Annotated in this window: 16 protein-coding genes and 1 tRNA gene; 8 read left to right on the forward strand and 9 right to left on the reverse strand. The window is 38.7% G+C overall.

The features are described from left to right. Positions 1–51 precede the first annotated feature (51 nt). The gene (locus PZ892_RS00730; RefSeq protein ID WP_277711956.1) at positions 52–2,178 is read left to right on the forward strand and encodes a M3 family metallopeptidase; all 2,127 of its coding nucleotides are present in this window, start codon (positions 52–54) and stop codon (positions 2,176–2,178) included. A 68-nt stretch (positions 2,179–2,246) separates the two neighbouring features. Here the strand turns inward: PZ892_RS00730 and PZ892_RS00735 are convergent, their stop codons facing one another. Continuing rightward, positions 2,247–4,010 (reverse strand): ABC transporter ATP-binding protein, encoded by a 1,764-nt coding sequence (locus PZ892_RS00735; protein ID WP_277711957.1) that lies wholly within the window; start codon positions 4,008–4,010, stop codon positions 2,247–2,249. 10 nt (positions 4,011–4,020) lie between these two features. After that, the gene (truA, locus tag PZ892_RS00740) at positions 4,021–4,779 is read right to left on the reverse strand and encodes a tRNA pseudouridine(38-40) synthase TruA (RefSeq protein ID WP_277711958.1); all 759 of its coding nucleotides are present in this window, start codon (positions 4,777–4,779) and stop codon (positions 4,021–4,023) included. 196 nt (positions 4,780–4,975) lie between these two features. Here truA and PZ892_RS00745 point away from each other — a divergent pair, with 196 nt between their 5' ends. The 4 genes from PZ892_RS00745 to PZ892_RS00760 all read left to right on the forward strand — a co-directional run bounded on the left by PZ892_RS00745 (position 4,976) and on the right by PZ892_RS00760 (position 8,573). Then, positions 4,976–5,434 carry a hypothetical protein gene (locus PZ892_RS00745; RefSeq protein WP_094257577.1) on the forward strand — a complete coding sequence of 153 codons (459 nt, stop codon included), beginning with the start codon at positions 4,976–4,978 and terminating at the stop codon, positions 5,432–5,434. Positions 5,435–5,515: 81 nt separating this feature from the next. Continuing rightward, positions 5,516–7,516: an ATP-binding protein gene (locus PZ892_RS00750; protein ID WP_277711960.1), complete on the forward strand. Its 2,001-nt coding sequence runs from the start codon at positions 5,516–5,518 to the stop codon at positions 7,514–7,516. A gap of 100 nt (positions 7,517–7,616) precedes the next feature. After that, entirely contained in the window at positions 7,617–8,090 is a 474-nt protein-coding gene (locus PZ892_RS00755) for a DUF4293 domain-containing protein (protein WP_094257579.1), read from the forward strand. A 9-nt stretch (positions 8,091–8,099) separates the two neighbouring features. Further along, entirely contained in the window at positions 8,100–8,573 is a 474-nt protein-coding gene (locus tag PZ892_RS00760; protein WP_094257580.1) for a hypothetical protein, read from the forward strand. A 23-nt stretch (positions 8,574–8,596) separates the two neighbouring features. On the opposite strand, the gene PZ892_RS00765 is transcribed toward PZ892_RS00760, so the two are convergent. Then, positions 8,597–9,226 carry a hypothetical protein gene (locus PZ892_RS00765; protein WP_182497842.1) on the reverse strand — a complete coding sequence of 210 codons (630 nt, stop codon included), beginning with the start codon at positions 9,224–9,226 and terminating at the stop codon, positions 8,597–8,599. Continuing rightward, on the reverse strand, positions 9,226–9,732 hold the full coding sequence (locus PZ892_RS00770; RefSeq protein WP_182497843.1) for a sigma-70 family RNA polymerase sigma factor: 507 nt from the start codon (positions 9,730–9,732) through the stop codon (positions 9,226–9,228). Before PZ892_RS00770 ends, PZ892_RS00765 begins: the two co-directional genes overlap by 1 nt. A 69-nt stretch (positions 9,733–9,801) precedes the next feature. Between PZ892_RS00770 and radA the strand changes: the two genes are divergently transcribed. Continuing rightward, the gene (radA, locus tag PZ892_RS00775; RefSeq protein WP_094257583.1) at positions 9,802–11,190 is read left to right on the forward strand and encodes a DNA repair protein RadA; all 1,389 of its coding nucleotides are present in this window, start codon (positions 9,802–9,804) and stop codon (positions 11,188–11,190) included. A gap of 51 nt (positions 11,191–11,241) precedes the next feature. Here the strand turns inward: radA and PZ892_RS00780 are convergent, their stop codons facing one another. The 4 genes from PZ892_RS00780 to PZ892_RS00795 all read right to left on the reverse strand — a co-directional run bounded on the left by PZ892_RS00780 (position 11,242) and on the right by PZ892_RS00795 (position 14,342). Beyond that, positions 11,242–12,366, reverse strand: coding sequence for a TlpA disulfide reductase family protein (locus tag PZ892_RS00780; RefSeq protein WP_094257584.1), 1,125 nt, complete (start codon positions 12,364–12,366; stop codon positions 11,242–11,244). A 45-nt stretch (positions 12,367–12,411) separates the two neighbouring features. After that, entirely contained in the window at positions 12,412–13,239 is an 828-nt protein-coding gene (locus PZ892_RS00785) for a TPM domain-containing protein (protein WP_182497844.1), read from the reverse strand. Positions 13,240–13,243: 4 nt separating this feature from the next. Next, positions 13,244–13,678 (reverse strand): TPM domain-containing protein, encoded by a 435-nt coding sequence (locus tag PZ892_RS00790; RefSeq protein WP_182497845.1) that lies wholly within the window; start codon positions 13,676–13,678, stop codon positions 13,244–13,246. Between the two features lie 85 nt (positions 13,679–13,763). Further along, positions 13,764–14,342 carry a LemA family protein gene (locus PZ892_RS00795; protein WP_094257586.1) on the reverse strand — a complete coding sequence of 193 codons (579 nt, stop codon included), beginning with the start codon at positions 14,340–14,342 and terminating at the stop codon, positions 13,764–13,766. A 151-nt stretch (positions 14,343–14,493) separates the two neighbouring features. Between PZ892_RS00795 and PZ892_RS00800 the strand changes: the two genes are divergently transcribed. Together PZ892_RS00800 and PZ892_RS00805 are read left to right on the forward strand one after the other, a co-directional pair. Beyond that, positions 14,494–16,041 carry an FAD-dependent oxidoreductase gene (locus tag PZ892_RS00800; protein ID WP_182497846.1) on the forward strand — a complete coding sequence of 516 codons (1,548 nt, stop codon included), beginning with the start codon at positions 14,494–14,496 and terminating at the stop codon, positions 16,039–16,041. 75 nt (positions 16,042–16,116) lie between these two features. Continuing rightward, positions 16,117–16,192 (forward strand) — tRNA-Gly (locus PZ892_RS00805). 66 nt (positions 16,193–16,258) lie between these two features. On the opposite strand, the gene PZ892_RS00810 is transcribed toward PZ892_RS00805, so the two are convergent. Next, positions 16,259–17,479: an MFS transporter gene (locus tag PZ892_RS00810; protein WP_182497847.1), complete on the reverse strand. Its 1,221-nt coding sequence runs from the start codon at positions 17,477–17,479 to the stop codon at positions 16,259–16,261. Between the last annotated feature and the right edge of the window lie 12 nt (positions 17,480–17,491).

Below are 17,491 nucleotides of genomic sequence, written 5' to 3' on the forward strand. Positions count from 1 at the left end.
TAATCAAAAGATTAGTACCTTTGCACAAAAATTGAAACAAACTAGAAGAGAATGAATAAAAAAGGGTTTTTACCTTACTGCTTGGTGATTGCCAGCTTGTTAGTAGGGTGTAACAACGAAACTAAAAAAGAGGAAGCTGTAGATTTGAAAAATCCATTATTAGCCAAGTACGAAACTAACTTTGAAGTTCCACCATTTGATCTTATCAAAGATGAACACTTCAGACCTGCTTATAAAGAAGCATTAAAAGTACACAATGCGGAGATTGATTCTATTTTAAAAATCGATGAACCTGCAAATTTCGCAAACACAATCCTCGCATTAGAAAATGCAGGACAACTGTTAACTCGTGTTGCTACTGTTTTCAACAACTTAAACAGTGCGAATACCAACGATTCCATCCAGGCAATTGCAAAGGAACTGGCGCCAGTATTGTCTGCTCATAGAGATGAGATCAATATGAACCCTGAGCTTTTCAAACGTGTGAAAACCGTTTATGATGCAAGAGCAAACGCTGGATTGGATGCTGAAGATCAAAAATTATTAGAAGAAACATACAAAGGATTTGTTCGTTCAGGAGCAAATCTGAAAGACGAGGATAAAGAGAAATTGAAGAAAATCAATTCTGAACTTTCAGTATTATCCACTCAGTTTGGTCAAAATCTATTGGCAGAAACCAATGCATTTGAATTGGTTGTTGACAAAGAGGAAGACCTAGCGGGATTGCCAAAAGAATTAAAAGCGGCAGCGGCTGCAGCAGCGAAAGAAAAAGGCAAAGAAGGTAAATGGTTATTTACGCTTCAGAATCCATCGGTGATGCCATTCCTGCAATATGCAGATAACCGTGAATTGCGTAAGAAAATTTGGGAAGCCTATCAATTGAAAGGTAATAACGACAATGATAGTGACACCAAGGAAATCTTAGTAAAAATCGCTAACCTACGTTTGGAAAAAGCTAAATTATTAGGCTATTCTTCACATGCAGCTTATGTATTAGAGGAGTCTATGGCTGAAAATCCTGCAAATGTAAATGCATTGTTGAACAAGATCTGGACGCCAGCTTTAGCAAAAGCTAAAATCGAAGCAGCGGATATCCAAAAAGAAATTGATGCAGCAAAAGATACATTTACGGTAGCTCCTTACGACTGGAGATACTACCAGGAGAAAATTCGTCAAAAACGTTTTGCTTTGAATGAAGAAGAAATTAAACCTTATTTCAGCTTAACAGATGTTCGTGAAGGTGCATTTGCTACTGCCAATAAATTATGGGGTATTTCATTTGTGGCTTTAAATAACGTTCCTGTTTATCATCCAGAAGTGGAAGTATATGAAGTACGCGATAAGGATGGTTCTCATTTAGGTTTATTATACGCAGATTTCTTCCCACGTGAATCGAAACGTTCAGGTGCTTGGATGACTTCATACCGCTCTCAAAGCCGTCAAAACGGTAAACGTATTGCTCCAGTTATCTCTATTGTATGTAATTTCACAAAACCAGTAGGTGATAACCCAGCATTATTAACTTTTGATGAGGCTACTACTTTATTCCATGAATTCGGACATGCTTTACATGGCTTGTTCTCAAACGTAAAATATAGAAGTTTAGCTGGAACATCTGTTCCTCGTGACTTCGTTGAACTTCCTTCTCAAATTATGGAGAACTGGGCAGCGGATCCTGAGGTGTTGAAAACTTATGCAAAACACTATCAAACTAAAGAAGCTATCCCTGATGCATTAATCGAAAAAATGCAAAAAGCAGGTACCTTCGATCAAGGTTTTGCTACAGTGGAATACTTGGCAGCATCTATGTTGGACATGAACTACCACAGCGCTACTTCTCCAATCAAAGTGAAAGCGAATGATTTTGAGAAAGCAGCAATGGGCAAAATCGGATTAATCGACGCGATTATCCCTCGTTATAGAAGTACTTATTTCCAACATATTTTCAGTGGTGGATACTCTGCTGGATATTATAGCTATATCTGGTCAGAAGTATTGGATTCTGATGCTTTCGCAGCATTTAAAGAAAAAGGTCTTTATGACCAAAATACAGCGGCGTCCTTCCGTAATAACATCCTTGAGAAAGGTGGAACCGGAAACCCTGCTGAAATGTACCGCAAATTCCGCGGAACAGATCCAGATCCAATCCATTTGATGAAGAAAAGAGGATTGAACTAATACAACAAAAAAGCTCGCAAGTTATTGCGAGCTTTTTTGTTTATAAGGACTTTCAACTTGAAGTCTATTTAAATTCCTGCAGAATTAAACTGCAGATCATATAACTTTCTGTAATAACCTTCCAGTTCAAGTAATTCATGGTGAGTTCCAATTTCTTTGATTTCACCCTTGTCTAAGACGATTATTTTATCTGCCTTCTGAATGGTTGATAGTCTGTGGGCAATCACAATGGATGTTCTTCCATCCATCAGGTTTTCGATGGCATTTTGAATCAACTCCTCTGTTTCAGTATCAATCGATGATGTTGCTTCATCCAGAATTAAAATCTTAGGATCATGTACCAAGGCGCGAATAAAGGAAATCAATTGGGCTTGTCCTGCGGATAAAGTAGAGCCACGCTCCTGAACCTGATAATTGAAATTACCTGGAAGACGCATGATAAAGTCATAAGCTCCAACCTTTTTAGCAGCATCTTCAATTGATTCAAAACTAATATTCGGATTATGAAGATTGATATTGTGCAATACACTATCCGAAAACAAGAATACATCTTGTAATACAGTAGCAATCGTCTGACGCAGAAAGGTTAGATCATATTCTTTGATATTTACCCCATCAAGTAGGATTTCTCCCTTCTGAATCTCGTAAAAACGGCTCAATATATTGATGATGGATGATTTTCCGGCTCCCGTTGCACCTACAAGAGCTAATGTTTCGCCTTGTTTAACATGGAAGCTCACATCTTTTAAAACCCACTTTTCATCATTATAGGCAAACCATACATTCTTAAAGGTAATTTCCCCTTTAACATTTTCTGGTTTATACTTTCCTTCATTTGGCGTGAATTCATCAGTATCCAAAACATCAAAAATACGCTCTGCCGATACCATTCCCATTTGAAGGGTATTGAACTTATCAATCAATTCTCGGATAGGTCTAAAAATCATGTTGATATACATGATAAATGCCACGACCACACCGGGAGATATCACATCCGCTAGGATTTGTTTTGACCCATACCAAACCAGCAAACCAGTCGCTATGGCCACGATAATTTCTAAGACAGGGAAGAATATGGAGAAATACCAGTTCGCACGGATATGCGCATTTCGGTGTTCCGCATTGATAGCTTTAAACTTCCGCATCTCTTGGTCCTCTCGGGCAAAATATTGGATCACATTCATTCCTGAAATATGCTCCTGTAAAAAGGTGTTTAAATTGGAAACCCAAAGCCGTACGCTTTGAAAGGCTGATTTCATGGCTTCCTTAAAAATATAGGTCGCTGCAATCATCAATGGCATGGGCACCAAGACCACCAGAGTCAATTTCCAATCGGTATAGAACATAACCCCTAAAATCACCACCAGTTGCAATAGGTCTCCAATAATCTGAATTAAACCTTCCGAAAAGATGTTGGCAATAGTTTCCAAGTCGGAGATAGTCCGGGTAATCAATCGCCCGATTGGGGTATTATCAAAGTATTTCAACCGAAGATTGGTAATATGGTTGAAAACCTGAATTCGGATATCGCGAATTACTGATTGTCCCAGAGTATTGGTCATCAGGGTATGAAAATAACGGATAATGGTTTGTCCAATCAGGAGGGCAAACATCAAAAACAGCATCCCTGTAAGTCCTTCGCCATTTCCAGAAAGGATATAATGGTCCAAGGTATATTCAACCAATAAGGGAAGTGCTGGCGCAACGGCAGCTAATAAAATAGTGAGTATGACAGAAATCCAAAAAACAGTTTTATAAGGCCGGATATATTTTGCTAATCGCCCTAATAATTTACTGTCATATGCATTCCCTGAAATCTTATCTTTTTCCAAAATCTAATTATTAATCAATATATGGATAAATAACTTCCGTTAGGTAAAGCCCACAGGCAGGAACTGAGGTTCCAGCTTTTGAGCGGTCCATACTTTGAATTACCCCTTTTATATGTTCTATAGGTTTCTTGCCTAGGCCAATTTCCATCAAGGTCCCAACAATTGCGCGAACCATATTCCGAAGAAAACGATCCGCTGAAATATGGAAAACCAACTTATCACCTTCCCAAATCCATTCTGCCCGTTTAATATCGCAAAAATTGCTGAATACTTGCGTGTTAGATTTGCTGAAACAAGAAAAATCTTGCCTACCTAACAATTCTAAAGCCGCAATGTTCATTTTTTCCACATCCGGTTTATCACGCAATAGCCATGAAAAATTATGTATGAATGGATCTTTATGGAAGTGGACATGATACTCATAGCTCCGATCCGTAGCATCAAATCGCGCGTGTGCCTCCGGACCAACCGGAATTAACCTATTCGCCGAAATATCAAAAGGCATCAGGGCATTCAAGGAATGAACAAAGCGATCCGAATTCTCCAAAACCTTGGCAGAACTTGAAAAATGCACAAATAACTTTTTCGCATGCACCCCAGTATCGGTACGTCCGGCCCCAACCGTTTCCACAGGCTCACGAAGCAAAATTGCTAATGCATCATTTAATTTCTCCTGAACAGAAACGGCATTGTCCTGAATCTGCCAACCATGGTAGGCAGTTCCATTATAGGCTATTTCCAAAAAGTATTTCGGTATTTGTTCTTCCACTTTGCAAAGGTAAATAATATCATTTTAGCTCCTATTGTATTTAGTAAGGAACAGGTAAAAAATATCACTGCTACAGAATTACCTGTTTTAAATGATTCCTCTGTACTTGAAAATTTGTACAAAAGAAACCACCGATCTAGGTATATTTTCCGAAGCCCTGATCCTCTAACTTTGATATACACTTAATTCATTGGTTATGAAAAAGATATTAATCATACTAGCACTATTTCTAGGCGGTAACTATGCCGTTTCTGCTCAAGGATTTTTGGATAAAATTGATAGAGCATTAAATAAAGTAGAGAACACCTCCAATAAGGTGGATAATACCTCTGAAAAAGCAGGTAGAATTGGAGGAAAATTAGGAAATCTCCTAGGCAAGAAAGGCGAAAAAGCCGGAGATGCCGCTGTATTCACGGTATTGATTGAAGGCGTGAATCTGGCAGATTTGAAGAAGATTTCAACTGGTTTAGAGACGAACAAAAAAGTTAGTGAGGTGAAAATGAAGTACAATGCTGCAGGATCTTCTTTAACAGTCATGTTCAATGGTGACTCAGAAGACCTTTTCGAAGCATTAAAGAAAACTACCCCCAAAATTACAGATGAAACTGTTCAAGCAATTGAAGATGATGGAATAGCAATTAAAATAGAAAAATAGTTTATCTTTATACGTATCATGCATAGGCAGTGATTTTCACTGCCTATTTCTATTTAATGAAACCTGTAGATTGTTTTACCTATGAATGCTTGGGGAAAAGTATTTCAATTGCTTATGCTTTTGTGTGTTGGCTATGCCACTGCCTCGGCCAAGGTAATTCCTAAAATTCCCTATCAACATGATATTGACAGCCTTGAATCATTAATAAAAACTAAGATAGGGCTAGAACAAAAGATTATTTCCATTTATGAACTGTCCTTTTATTGTTCATTTTCAGATTCTACCAAGGCCCATCAATACCTTAACCAAGCTCTCTCCATAAAAACTGATAACCCAATTTTCCTAGGAATGGGAAAAATGTATGCTGGAATGTTCTTTATGGATTATGATATTCCCAAAGCAATCAAATTATTTGAAGAGGCCGATTCAGAATTTGAGAAATTTGATACCCCTCAAGCAAAGATTTTACAAGCACGAACCCTAAATAATCTAGCCTCAGCCTACCAATGGGAGGATAAACATGTCAAAATGTTGGATATCCTGATTAATCGCGCTCTACCTACGGCCCGCCAAACTGATGATAATGTGGTTACCGGGAATATCCTCTATAAAATAGGTCTGAATTTTTGGAATAACGTGCAGTATGTGGAGGCAAATCGATATTTAATTGAATCCATTAGTCTTCTGAAAAAAGGAAAATATGATCCTTTTATGCTTTTGGAGGATTATAAACTCCTGATTCTTTCACTTCATGCCATGGATGAGCATGAAAAAGCAAAGGAACTGATTGCGGATTTCGAAAGATTCTTTAAGAAGCATAATGGAATGCTCCCTATGAGTGATTACCATTTGGTTCATGCCATAAACTTTCGCTTTTTAAAGAAATACGATATCGCATTAATCCATTTAGATAAGGCCCTTGAGTTTTTAAAAATTGAAAATGTCACCAATTTACGTGTTATTAGTTCCATTCTTTATCAAAAAGTTCTCATTAATATTGCTAAAGGTGATTACAAATCCGCTATTGTGGATTTGCAGAGTAAAGTTGAAAAACAACTGAGTTTAAAAAATGCTTTTTTTCAAGACAGTTTAAATGTGGCGATAGCCTATGTAAAGATTTATGAAGGTCTGAAAGATTATAAAAAAGCGATGGAATGGGTTCGGAAAAAGGAAACTCTCCAGGATACCATGTATAGCCGAAGAATTCGAGAGTCAATTATGGATTATGAGGTCAAATATCAAAGTTTAGAAAAGGAATCTGAAATCCATCATCTTAAAGCCGAACGTGAAAAAGCAGAAAGTGACATCAAAAATGCTCGAATAATATCAGCCTTAATCGCGTTGTTATTGATTTTATTAGGGTATTTCCTGTTTAAAAACCATCAAAAGAATAAACGATTGTTACAACAACAGGAGATTAACAACAATCAAAAACTACTGGAGGAAAAACATAAACAGAAATTAATGTCCTTGGATGCCATGTTGCAAGGTGAAGAGAAGGAAAGAAATCGGCTTTCGCGTGACCTCCATGATGGCCTAGGAAGTATCCTGGCATCTATTAAATACAAAGTATTGGACTTACAACTTTCAAACCCCAACCATAAAGTTGATTCTGTGCTTCATGATATGGATTACGCAATCACAGAAATGCGTAGGATTTCTCATAACCTGATGCCTGAATCCTTACGCCGATTTGGCCTTGAAGTATCGTTGAGTGACCTTTGTAAAAGCCTTCAAAACCTCCATACCAAAATAGAACTTCAGCTTTACGGTACATTTGAATCCCTTTCGCTTGAAAATCAAACCCATATCTATAGGATTATCCAGGAACTATTATATAATTCCATAAAACATTCAGAGGCCAAACATATCTTGGTACAATGCAGCATGGAGGATAAAGTTGTTTTTATTACTGTGGAAGACGATGGGGTTGGATTTCAAACTAATCTTTTAAAGGCGAATTCAAAGGCAGGCGTTGGATTGAAAAATGTCAATCTCCGCGTAAATTACCTGCATGGTAAATTGGATATCAATTCGGAAGTAGGAAAAGGGACCAGCGTGGAAATTGAACTTTATGTATAAAATTCATTGAATTATTCCACTTTTGGTCAATTATACCAGTCAGAAACCAAATCCTATTTAAGTTGTTTGTATTATATTTGCGATATAAATATCTATAAATATGATACAACGTATTCAAACCGTTTGGTTACTGCTTTCCAGCCTAGTTTTGTTCGCACTATTTATGTTCCCCTTTGTAGGATACATCGATTTGGTTGGCTTGGGAAAAAATATTTATGTTACTGGCGTTTATTCCTCAGCAAACAATGTAGCAACAAAAGAAACAGGATTTTTATTGATGACCATTGCAACGGTCATTCTTGCATTGATCCCAATCTTTATCATATTCCTGTATAAGAACCGAAAACTCCAATTAAATATGATCTTGGTTCAGGTCATCTTAATCTGTTTGTTCGCCGTTTGGATGTTTATTACCGCAAATAATATCTTGGATTTGATCAATCAACATATTGGTGCAAATAATATTGGAATAGGATTCTTCCTGCTACCAGTATCCATTCTATGTTTATCATTCGCCATCCGTGGTATAAGAAATGATAATAAATTAATTAAATCTGCCGATAGGCTTCGTTAATTTAATAATATGAAACAACTATTAATCCTTCTTGGATTCATCTGTGCTTTGGCTTTTCCAAAGTATAGCCAAGCCCAAGAAGATACAACCTTAAATGTCGTAGACGATATTCAATTTGACTTAAAATCAATTACAGCTTCAGGTGACACGCTGGTCGTAGACCTTTTTGCTATTTCATATGATATTAAACCTAGAGAATTTAGGTTAAATGTTTTTGCAACAGCATTAATTGATGCAGAAGAACAATCTCATATGTTGACATCCGTGCAGATTGATAGAGTAATAGTACAGCTTTCCGACCGGGAGAATTACCTGAACTATTTACTTCATCAGGATAAACCAGTTAATATCAAATTGAAATTGTCTCCTATGACGGAGGAGGTCAAAAATGCTAAAATGGTCAAAATTGTTTTCAATGCCCTGGATGACGAAGGTCAGTTCCTGGAAGCATTTATAGATCTTAACGAAAAAGAGGAGCTTTAAAGCTCCTCTTTTTCGTTATTGATTTAATTCATTTCATTTTCTAACCGCTCCAATTCCTCATAATTCTTTTCTAGTTTCTTGACTAATCGGATGTAAATAAATTTATAGACCATTTTGACAATGGCAATGGATAACCAGCCAAATAGAAATAAAACAATGACCAACATGGTAATAAACATGATATTATGGCCAACTGTCTTATGGAGTACATCCTCTTCCCAAATTAGGCTCATCGCAGATAATCCTATACCTACAATGATCAAGTAAATATTGAATTTGATATAGTAGCCTACAGTTTTCCGGGTCACTAAAATATTTGATAACAGCTCTTTGGTATTGTTCGTGTTCTTAATCTTCCGATAAGAGTTGAAAAAGGCATAAATAAAATAGAGGATTACAATGTAAGAACCTACATCGATAATTCCGGTCAAGATATCCATACCTAATGGAAGCGCCTCCGCATTCTTATCGTAAATAAATACAGCAACATTGACCAATATTCCTAAGAATAATTCAATGAGACTGATGATAAAAATCCATTTCACAAGTGAGGATGAACTTTTATGCAACATGCTCCTGATTTCCTCCTGATTTACCTTGGGGAAATCCTGGTCCTTCTGCCAATGTTGTTTCAGGAAATCTAATTCATCCATTAAACCACTCCTTTCTTTGTTAACATTTCTTTTAACCTACCTTTAATTCTGTTCATTTTTACCCGTGCATTTACTTCACTTATCCCCAAGGTTTCTGCAATCTCCGCATAGTCCTTTTCCTCAAGATACATGTAGACCAGGGCCTTATCAATATCATTCAATTGTCGAACAGCATCATATAAGTATTTGAGCTGATCCTCAGTGTCTGAATTATATTCCTCATACCGTATATTGGATAAGGATTGATCCCAGTCGACTGTCGTGATTTTCGTCTTCTTACCTCTGTATAGTGATATTGCTGTGTTTAAGGAAACTCTATAAGCCCAAGTGGAAAACTTAGAATCTCCCTTGAATTTGGGATAGGATTTCCACAATTGAATGACCATCTCCTGAAATAAATCCTGATGAGAGGCCAGATCCGAAGAATAGAGCTTACAGATCTTGTGCAGGATATTCTGATTATCCTCCAAAAGGGTTACAAACTCAAGCTCAAGATTCTGGGTCATTTATTGGTATTTGTCGACAATAGTAAGGTATTGTTACAACATCTTGATACATTTTTTTAAATTCGCTCAATGGCAAAATCAAAATCAGCATATTTCTGTCAATCCTGTGGATATGAATCTCCTAAATGGTTAGGACAATGTCCTTCATGTAAACAATGGAATACCTTTGTAGAAGAAGTGGTGGAAAAAGCTTCCAGCAGAGTACCTGAATGGCGTAGCACAAATACGAGCCCTGGAGTACAAAAAAGAACCAATAAAGCAGCCGTCATCCACGAAATTGTCTATTCCGAAGAACAACGCATGTTATCCCCGGATAAGGAATTCAATAGAGTGCTTGGAGGAGGTATAGTTCCGGGATCTTTGGTACTTATAGGTGGTGAACCTGGTATCGGGAAATCAACCTTGATGCTGCAATTAGCCCTGTCGATTCCAAAAGTTAAAACACTCTATATTTCAGGAGAGGAAAGTGAACAGCAGATTAAAATGCGTGCAGAACGTTTGCAACAGAACTCCAATGCAAACTGCTATATCCTGACTGAAACTTCCATGCAGAATATCTTCAAACAGATTGATCAGGTGGAACCAAATGTGGTGGTGATTGACTCCATTCAAACCCTTCATTCTGCTCAAATCGAATCTGCACCCGGATCTGTATCTCAAGTTAGAGAGTGTACCGCTGAATTATTACGATTTGCTAAGGAAACCAACACTCCGGTATTTATTGTAGGCCATATCACAAAAGATGGTTCTATTGCGGGGCCAAAAGTATTGGAACATATGGTGGATACTGTCCTGCAATTTGAAGGCGATCGAAACCATGTTTACAGAATCTTGCGTTCTGTAAAAAACAGATTCGGCTCTTCTTCTGAATTGGGAATATATGAAATGCAAGGCTCAGGTTTACGGGAGGTTTCCAACCCTTCAGAAATCATGCTCTCCCAAAGGGAAGAACAGGTGAGTGGAATTGCCGTTGCAGCTATGTTGGAAGGCTTGAGGCCGCTGATGATTGAGGTTCAGGCATTGGTGTCCAATTCTGCTTACGGAACCCCTCAGCGGAGCTCTACAGGTTTTGATACCAAAAGATTAAATATGCTCCTTGCCGTATTAGAGAAACGCTTTGGATTCCGCTTAAGTGCTCAGGATGTATTCTTAAATATAGCCGGTGGATTGAGAGTGGAAGATCCTGCCATTGACCTCGCGGTCATTGCAGCCCTAATCTCCTCCCAACAAGATATCGCCCTCCCTTCTAATATTACTTTTGCAGGCGAAGTAGGCCTTTCAGGTGAGATACGTGCTGTAAATCGAATTGAACAACGAATTCAAGAAGCCGAGAAACTAGGCTTTGAACAGATCTTTATCTCTAAATATAATACCAAAGGACTCGATGTTAAAAGATACCAGATATTGGTAAGACCAGTTGCAACCCTGGAAGATGTCTTTCGAATCCTATTCGGATAATAAAAAAGCTCCATGATTACCTCATGGAGCTTTTTACTGTATGAATTTTCTTTACTTGATTACCTCGGCCAATTTAGCTTCTAAAGCCTCACCGCGTAAATTTACAGCAATGATTTTGCCTTCTGGATCCAATAGGAAGTTCTGAGGAATACCTTCGATTCCGTAAAGTTCTACCACTGGTGAATGCCAGAATTTAAGGTCTGATACCTGTGGCCAAGCAGATAGGTTATCATCTTTGATTGCTTTCATCCAATCCTCTTTTCCATTTTCACGGTCTAAAGAAACCCCAAATACGGTAAAGTTCTTGTCCTTGAATTTATTAAAGGCAGCAACTACATTCGGGTTCTCATGACGACATGGTCCACACCAGCTTGCCCAGAAATCAATCAATACGTATTTACCACGTAATGAAGATAATTTTACCACATTACCAGATGTATCAGGTAATGCAATCTCAGGAGCTACTGAACCTATGGCTACTTTCTTTAATTTATCGATTTTCGCCGCTAATGCTTTTCCTTTGCTCGTGTTTTTTAGGGCTGCAGGTAGTTTTTCATAAGCAGGAGCAACAGTGCCATTTACAGTCTGCGCACTTAGCATCTCTTCTAAAAGACCTAAAGTAACATAGTTTGAATTCGATTTTACATAGTCCTCATTGATCTTCGCTTGCTCAGAAAAAATAGCCTCAGCCTTTGATCTTAGACCATTTAGAAACTCTTCATCTTGTTGTTGCTCTGGTGTAGCAGCTTCAAACTCCTTGTTTAATGCCGCAAATTGAAGTGAACTTTCTTTGATGGCATCTTTATACTTTGAATAATCTTTGTTGATTTCATTTCCTGAAATCTCCGCAGCTTCTAAAGTCTCTCCATTGACGTTGATTACACCTTTTGCAAGATATAAGGTAGTCATGTCTACATTTCTCAATTCATTTAATGGTTTTCCTTCAGCGGATAATATCAATTGAGCTTGAGTCGGTTCTGCAACAATACCATTATAACTGAATTGTCCTTTATCAACATTAGCAGAATCAATATGACGCTGACCGCCCTCTACATACATCAAATACACTTTCGCTGGCGCATTCACATTCTTTAAATTTCCCTTAATAGAGAAATCTTCTTGTGCAAATAGCAACGTTGGGACTGCTGCCAGTACAGCTAACATTGTTTTTTTCATATCTCGTTTTTTATTATTTACTAACTAATACATATATCGTTCCAATTACCATCTTCCGCTGGCTCCACCACCACCGAAGCTTCCTCCGCCAAATCCGCCGAAGCCACCGCCTCCGCCGCCACCGAAGCCGCCACCAAATCCACCGCCATCATTATCACCCCCACCGCGACCCAAGGAATTCAGCAATGTCCACCAGAATAAATCTGAAGAACCACGTCCGCCCATCACTTTTCCACCGCCATTTTTGCCGCCACCACCAGATTTTGAAATTATTGAGATAATAACGATAATGACAATGACAATAAAAATAATCGGAATACCGCCGCCACCTTGAGTGGAATAACCTTCCTTAGGATCTGCTGTGTATTCGCCCTTGTTATAAGAAATAATGGCACTCGTGCCATCATCGATTCCCTTATAATAATTCCCTTGGCGAAATGCAGGCTTTACCTCATTCTCAATGATCCTGTAGGCGATGACATCTGGAACAGCTCCCTCTAGACCATATCCTGTACGAATCGTCATAGCACGGTCTCCAAGGGCTACCAAAAATAAAATACCATTATTGTATTTCTTGTTCCCGACTCCCCATTTCTGAGCTAATCGGTCCCCATAATCTGCAATATCATAGTCGCCAGTGCTATTCATGATCACGACCGCAATTTGAATACTGGTCGTATCTTCATAGGATAATAGCTTCCGTTCCAACTCCTGCTTTTGGCTTGCACTTAAGGTGTTGGTATAATCTGTGACCAACGTATTTGAAACAGGCGGAAAATCCTGTCCAAATGATTGTAAATGAAAAATTAAGCCTATAAATACGCTTAATAATATTCGGGTTGAAAATTTCACAATTTGTGATGTTTTCTGCATAAAATTAAGATTTACCGAAATAAATATCATTCGGAAGTTCATTCACATCGTCAGCTCTCCGTGGAAAATAGGTGCCTAATTGCTCGCCAGCTTTCTCAATGCCAGCAATCAACCCGCCTACATAATCTTCCTTCTTAAAATAGCTGAGCATCAATTCCTTCGTAGATTCCCAAAAATCCTCAGGAACCTTTTTGTCAATCCCCGCATCGCCGATAATCGCGAATTGATGGTCATCCGTAGCTAGATAAATTAATACCCCATTCCGCAAAGCTGTCTTATGCATGTTAAGCTTTTCAAAATAATATTTTGCCTGCTCCAATGCCGCCATGTCATGAACCCTACGCTCCACCACCAATCGGATCTCACCGGAAGTTAAATTCTCCGCGAGACTGATCGCATGTTCTACTTTTTCTTGTTCTTCTTGATTGAATATTTCCATGAGGTATCAAAATAGAAAAGATGAATGCAGAAGTGAAAGCCCCCAACATTCATCTTTACGTTATGTCAACAACAATAAAAATTCATTAAAACTGAACTGTAGGCGCTTTATCAGAACCTTCAGTAGCTTTAAATGTACCTTTTGCTTTGAATCCGAAGATTCCTGCCATAATGTTATTCGGGAAGCTACGTACAGTAGTGTTGTAGTCCTGAACTGCCTCGTTGTAGGCTCTGCGCTCTACTGAAATGCGGTTCTCTGTCCCCTCCAACTGTGCCTGTAACTCTTGAAAATTCGCATTTGCCTTTAGGTCAGGATAAGACTCTACGCTAACCAATAAACGACCAATGGCTTGTGAAAGTCCATCTTGGTTCTGTTGGAAATTAGCAATCGCTTCCTCGCTCAAATTGTTTGGATCTACTTGTATAGAAGTCGCTTTAGCACGTGCTTCAGTTACAGCAGTTAATGTACCTTCTTCATGCTGTGCAGCTCCTTTTACAGTGTTTACTAAGTTAGGGATCAAGTCCGCTCTACGTTGGTAGGCGTTTTCAACTTGCGCCCATTTCCCTTTTACATTTTCGTCCTTGGATACCATCGTGTTGTACCCACATGAACTAAAAGATAGAGCAGTTAATAAACCTACAAATACGATTAATAATCTTTTCATGTGTAATGTTTTTACAAGTAATAGTTAAAAGTAATAATTTGTTTTCACAAAAAAGCAATATCAAATGACATACCAATCCTTTATATTCACGAAATTCTGTCAGTTTTTGGTACCTTTGCCTTGATTTTTGGGATAAAACCCCAACAACATTATGCAAAAAGAAATTGAAATAGCCATCAGTCCTGAATTTGTACAGGACGAAAACCGTATCCTTAACGAGGGAGCTAAGAAATTACGCGTTCCAACCCATAAAATTAATGGTTTCCATATCCGAAAACGATCCATCGATGCTCGTGGTAAACAGGTCCTTTTCCGGATGCGTGTCGTATTTTTTATCGATGAACCCGTTCAACTTCCTGACTATCATACTAAATTAAAAACTGTTCATGACGCAAAACCTGTCATAATAATAGGGGCTGGGCCTGCAGGATTGTTTGCTGCCTATAGATGTCTGGAGCTAGGATTAAAACCTATTGTTCTGGAGCGCGGAAAGAAAGTTCAGGATCGAAGAAGAGATCTCGCAAAGATCAATAGGGAAGGTTTTGTGAATCCTGAATCAAATTACTGCTTCGGTGAAGGGGGAGCTGGAACTTATTCAGATGGAAAATTATATACGCGCTCGAATAAAAGGGGAGATGTACAGCAGGTCCTTTCCATTTTTGTGGAACATGGTGCCACTGAAGATATATTAGTGGATGCCAGACCCCATATCGGTACCAATAAATTGCCTCATATCATTGAAAGCATCCGCGAACGGATAATTGAAATGGGGGGTGAAGTGCATTTTGATTGTAAGGTCATAGACATCTTGGAACAATTCGGAAAAGTGCAAGGGGTCAAAACAGAAAGTGCAGGAACCATTCTGGCTGACCATGTCATTGTTGCAACCGGACATTCTGCCAGGGATATATTTGAATTATTTAGATCTAAAAACTGGTTGCTGGAAGCAAAGCCATTCGCATTAGGGGTTCGCATTGAGCATCCGCAAAATGTAATCGACTCTGCACAATATCACTGTTCTATACGTCCTGAAAATCTTCCTCCGGCTTATTATAGTCTGGTTGAGCAAGTCGATGGTCGTGGGGTATTCTCATTCTGTATGTGCCCCGGTGGTATTATCGCCCCATGTGCAACCGACGAAAATGAAATCGTGGTCAATGGATGGTCGCCTTCGAAAAGAAATAATCCCCACGCGAACTCTGGAACAGTAATTCAAATTAATCTCGAAGATGTAGTGGGTTCGGACCAAGATCCATTCGCACTATTGGAATTTCAGAGACAGATCGAACAAAAGGCCTTTCAATTAGGTGGCGGCAATTTAGTTGCTCCTGCTCAACGAATGGTTGATTTCGTTCAAAATAAAGTATCCCTAGATTTACCAGAAAATTCCTATAAACCCGGAACTCGTTCGGTTGATCTACGCGAAGTGTTGCCGAAATTCGTTTATTCTGCATTACAAGGGGCATTGCCGATTTTTGGAAAGAAGATGAAAGGCTATTATAGCAATGAAGCAATCTTGGTAGGGGTGGAATCTAGAACTTCCTCACCAATTCGTATTCCTAGAGATAAAGATAGCTTGCAACACCCGCAAATCGCTGGTTTATACCCTTGTGCTGAAGGTGCTGGATATGCCGGTGGAATTGTGTCAGCAGCTATTGATGGAATGAATTGTGTTGATGCTATAAAATTGGCCCTGTAAATCAGTTTATTTGCAAAAATATGGCCTCTAAGGTTGACAAGAATCAAGTATTATTGTATTTTTGTATCACTTTAAGCGAAAGTAGCTCAGTTGGTAGAGCACAACCTTGCCAAGGTTGGGGTCGCGAGTTCGAATCTCGTCTTTCGCTCCAAATAAAAAGCTTCCAATTATTGGAAGCTTTTGTTATTTTAAGATATGGCTGTTACTTGCTAAGTACCTAATCCTCTTTTAATCCTAATCGCATTAAACTAGGTGTCAAAAATGAAATAATTCCCAATAATATACATAGCGCACCAGCGATAATAAATGCGTTGGCAACCCCAATGTTATCTGCAATATTCCCTGCAAACAATAACCCAATTAAACTTGGGATGATAGCAAAACTAAAATATAAGGAGAATACTCGTCCCAACATATCTGGTGCTATTTCTTCCTGAATTATCGTCATAAAGGCCGCATTGAAGATAGACATCGCTGCTCCGCCAAAACCTGTTAATATCACAAATATGATAAACATATTGGCCGGTAAAATCCCAGAAAATACAAAGGTTAATCCTAAAAGAATATGCATGCAGTTAACCATCAATACCTTTCGATAAGAAACCTTGAATGCACTTAATGCGGATCCGCCAATCAACATCCCTACTCCCCAAATCACCTCGATGACACTCATCTCAAATTTGTCGCCCTTAAAATGATCGATCGTTAATAAGGGAAACATGATAGCAACCGGTAGAATGCCCATCGTAGCTAAAATAGAATACATAAACATCCTATTTAGCCCTTTATTTTGATGTATGGCTAGGAAGCCTAATTTTAGATCTCGCCAAACTTGCCTAAACGAGGCTTTGCTCTCTACTTTTAGATAGGGGATGCTGATAAATAATAAGCTGCTAATGGCAAAGGCTGCCCCAATCACATCCAAATATAGCACCTTGTTAATTGGAAGGTTCGCAATAGCCAATGCGCCCAATGCTGGTCCTGCAATCGAACTTATGGAATGTAATATCTGATTGACTCCGGAAACCCTTAATAACTGGTCTTCCGGAACTATCATAGGAGCAATCGCCTGCATCGCCGGTTGATGAAATGCTGAACCTACAGATCGACAAACCATCAAGAGATACATTAAATTCAGATTCACATGATCATCCTTTAATGCAAATGTCATCAATAAGGTACAGCAGGCAATGAAGGCATCCGCAAAAATCATAACTTTTTTCCGGTCCCAGCGATCAATATAGACGCCCGCAAATGGGCCTACCAAAGCTTGGGGCAATAAACCCGCGATGGCGGCCAATGCCAAAACCTCCGCAGATTTGAATTCTAGGCTCAGCCAAATGATAATCGCAAAATTTACAGCAGAGCTACTTATCAAGGAGACAAATTGCCCCACCCATATATAGATATAGGTTTTAAACCAATGTTTCTTTTCCATGAAATAAAATTG

The organism is Sphingobacterium sp. WM (assembly GCF_029542465.1).
Taxonomy (GTDB): domain Bacteria; phylum Bacteroidota; class Bacteroidia; order Sphingobacteriales; family Sphingobacteriaceae; genus Sphingobacterium; species Sphingobacterium cellulitidis.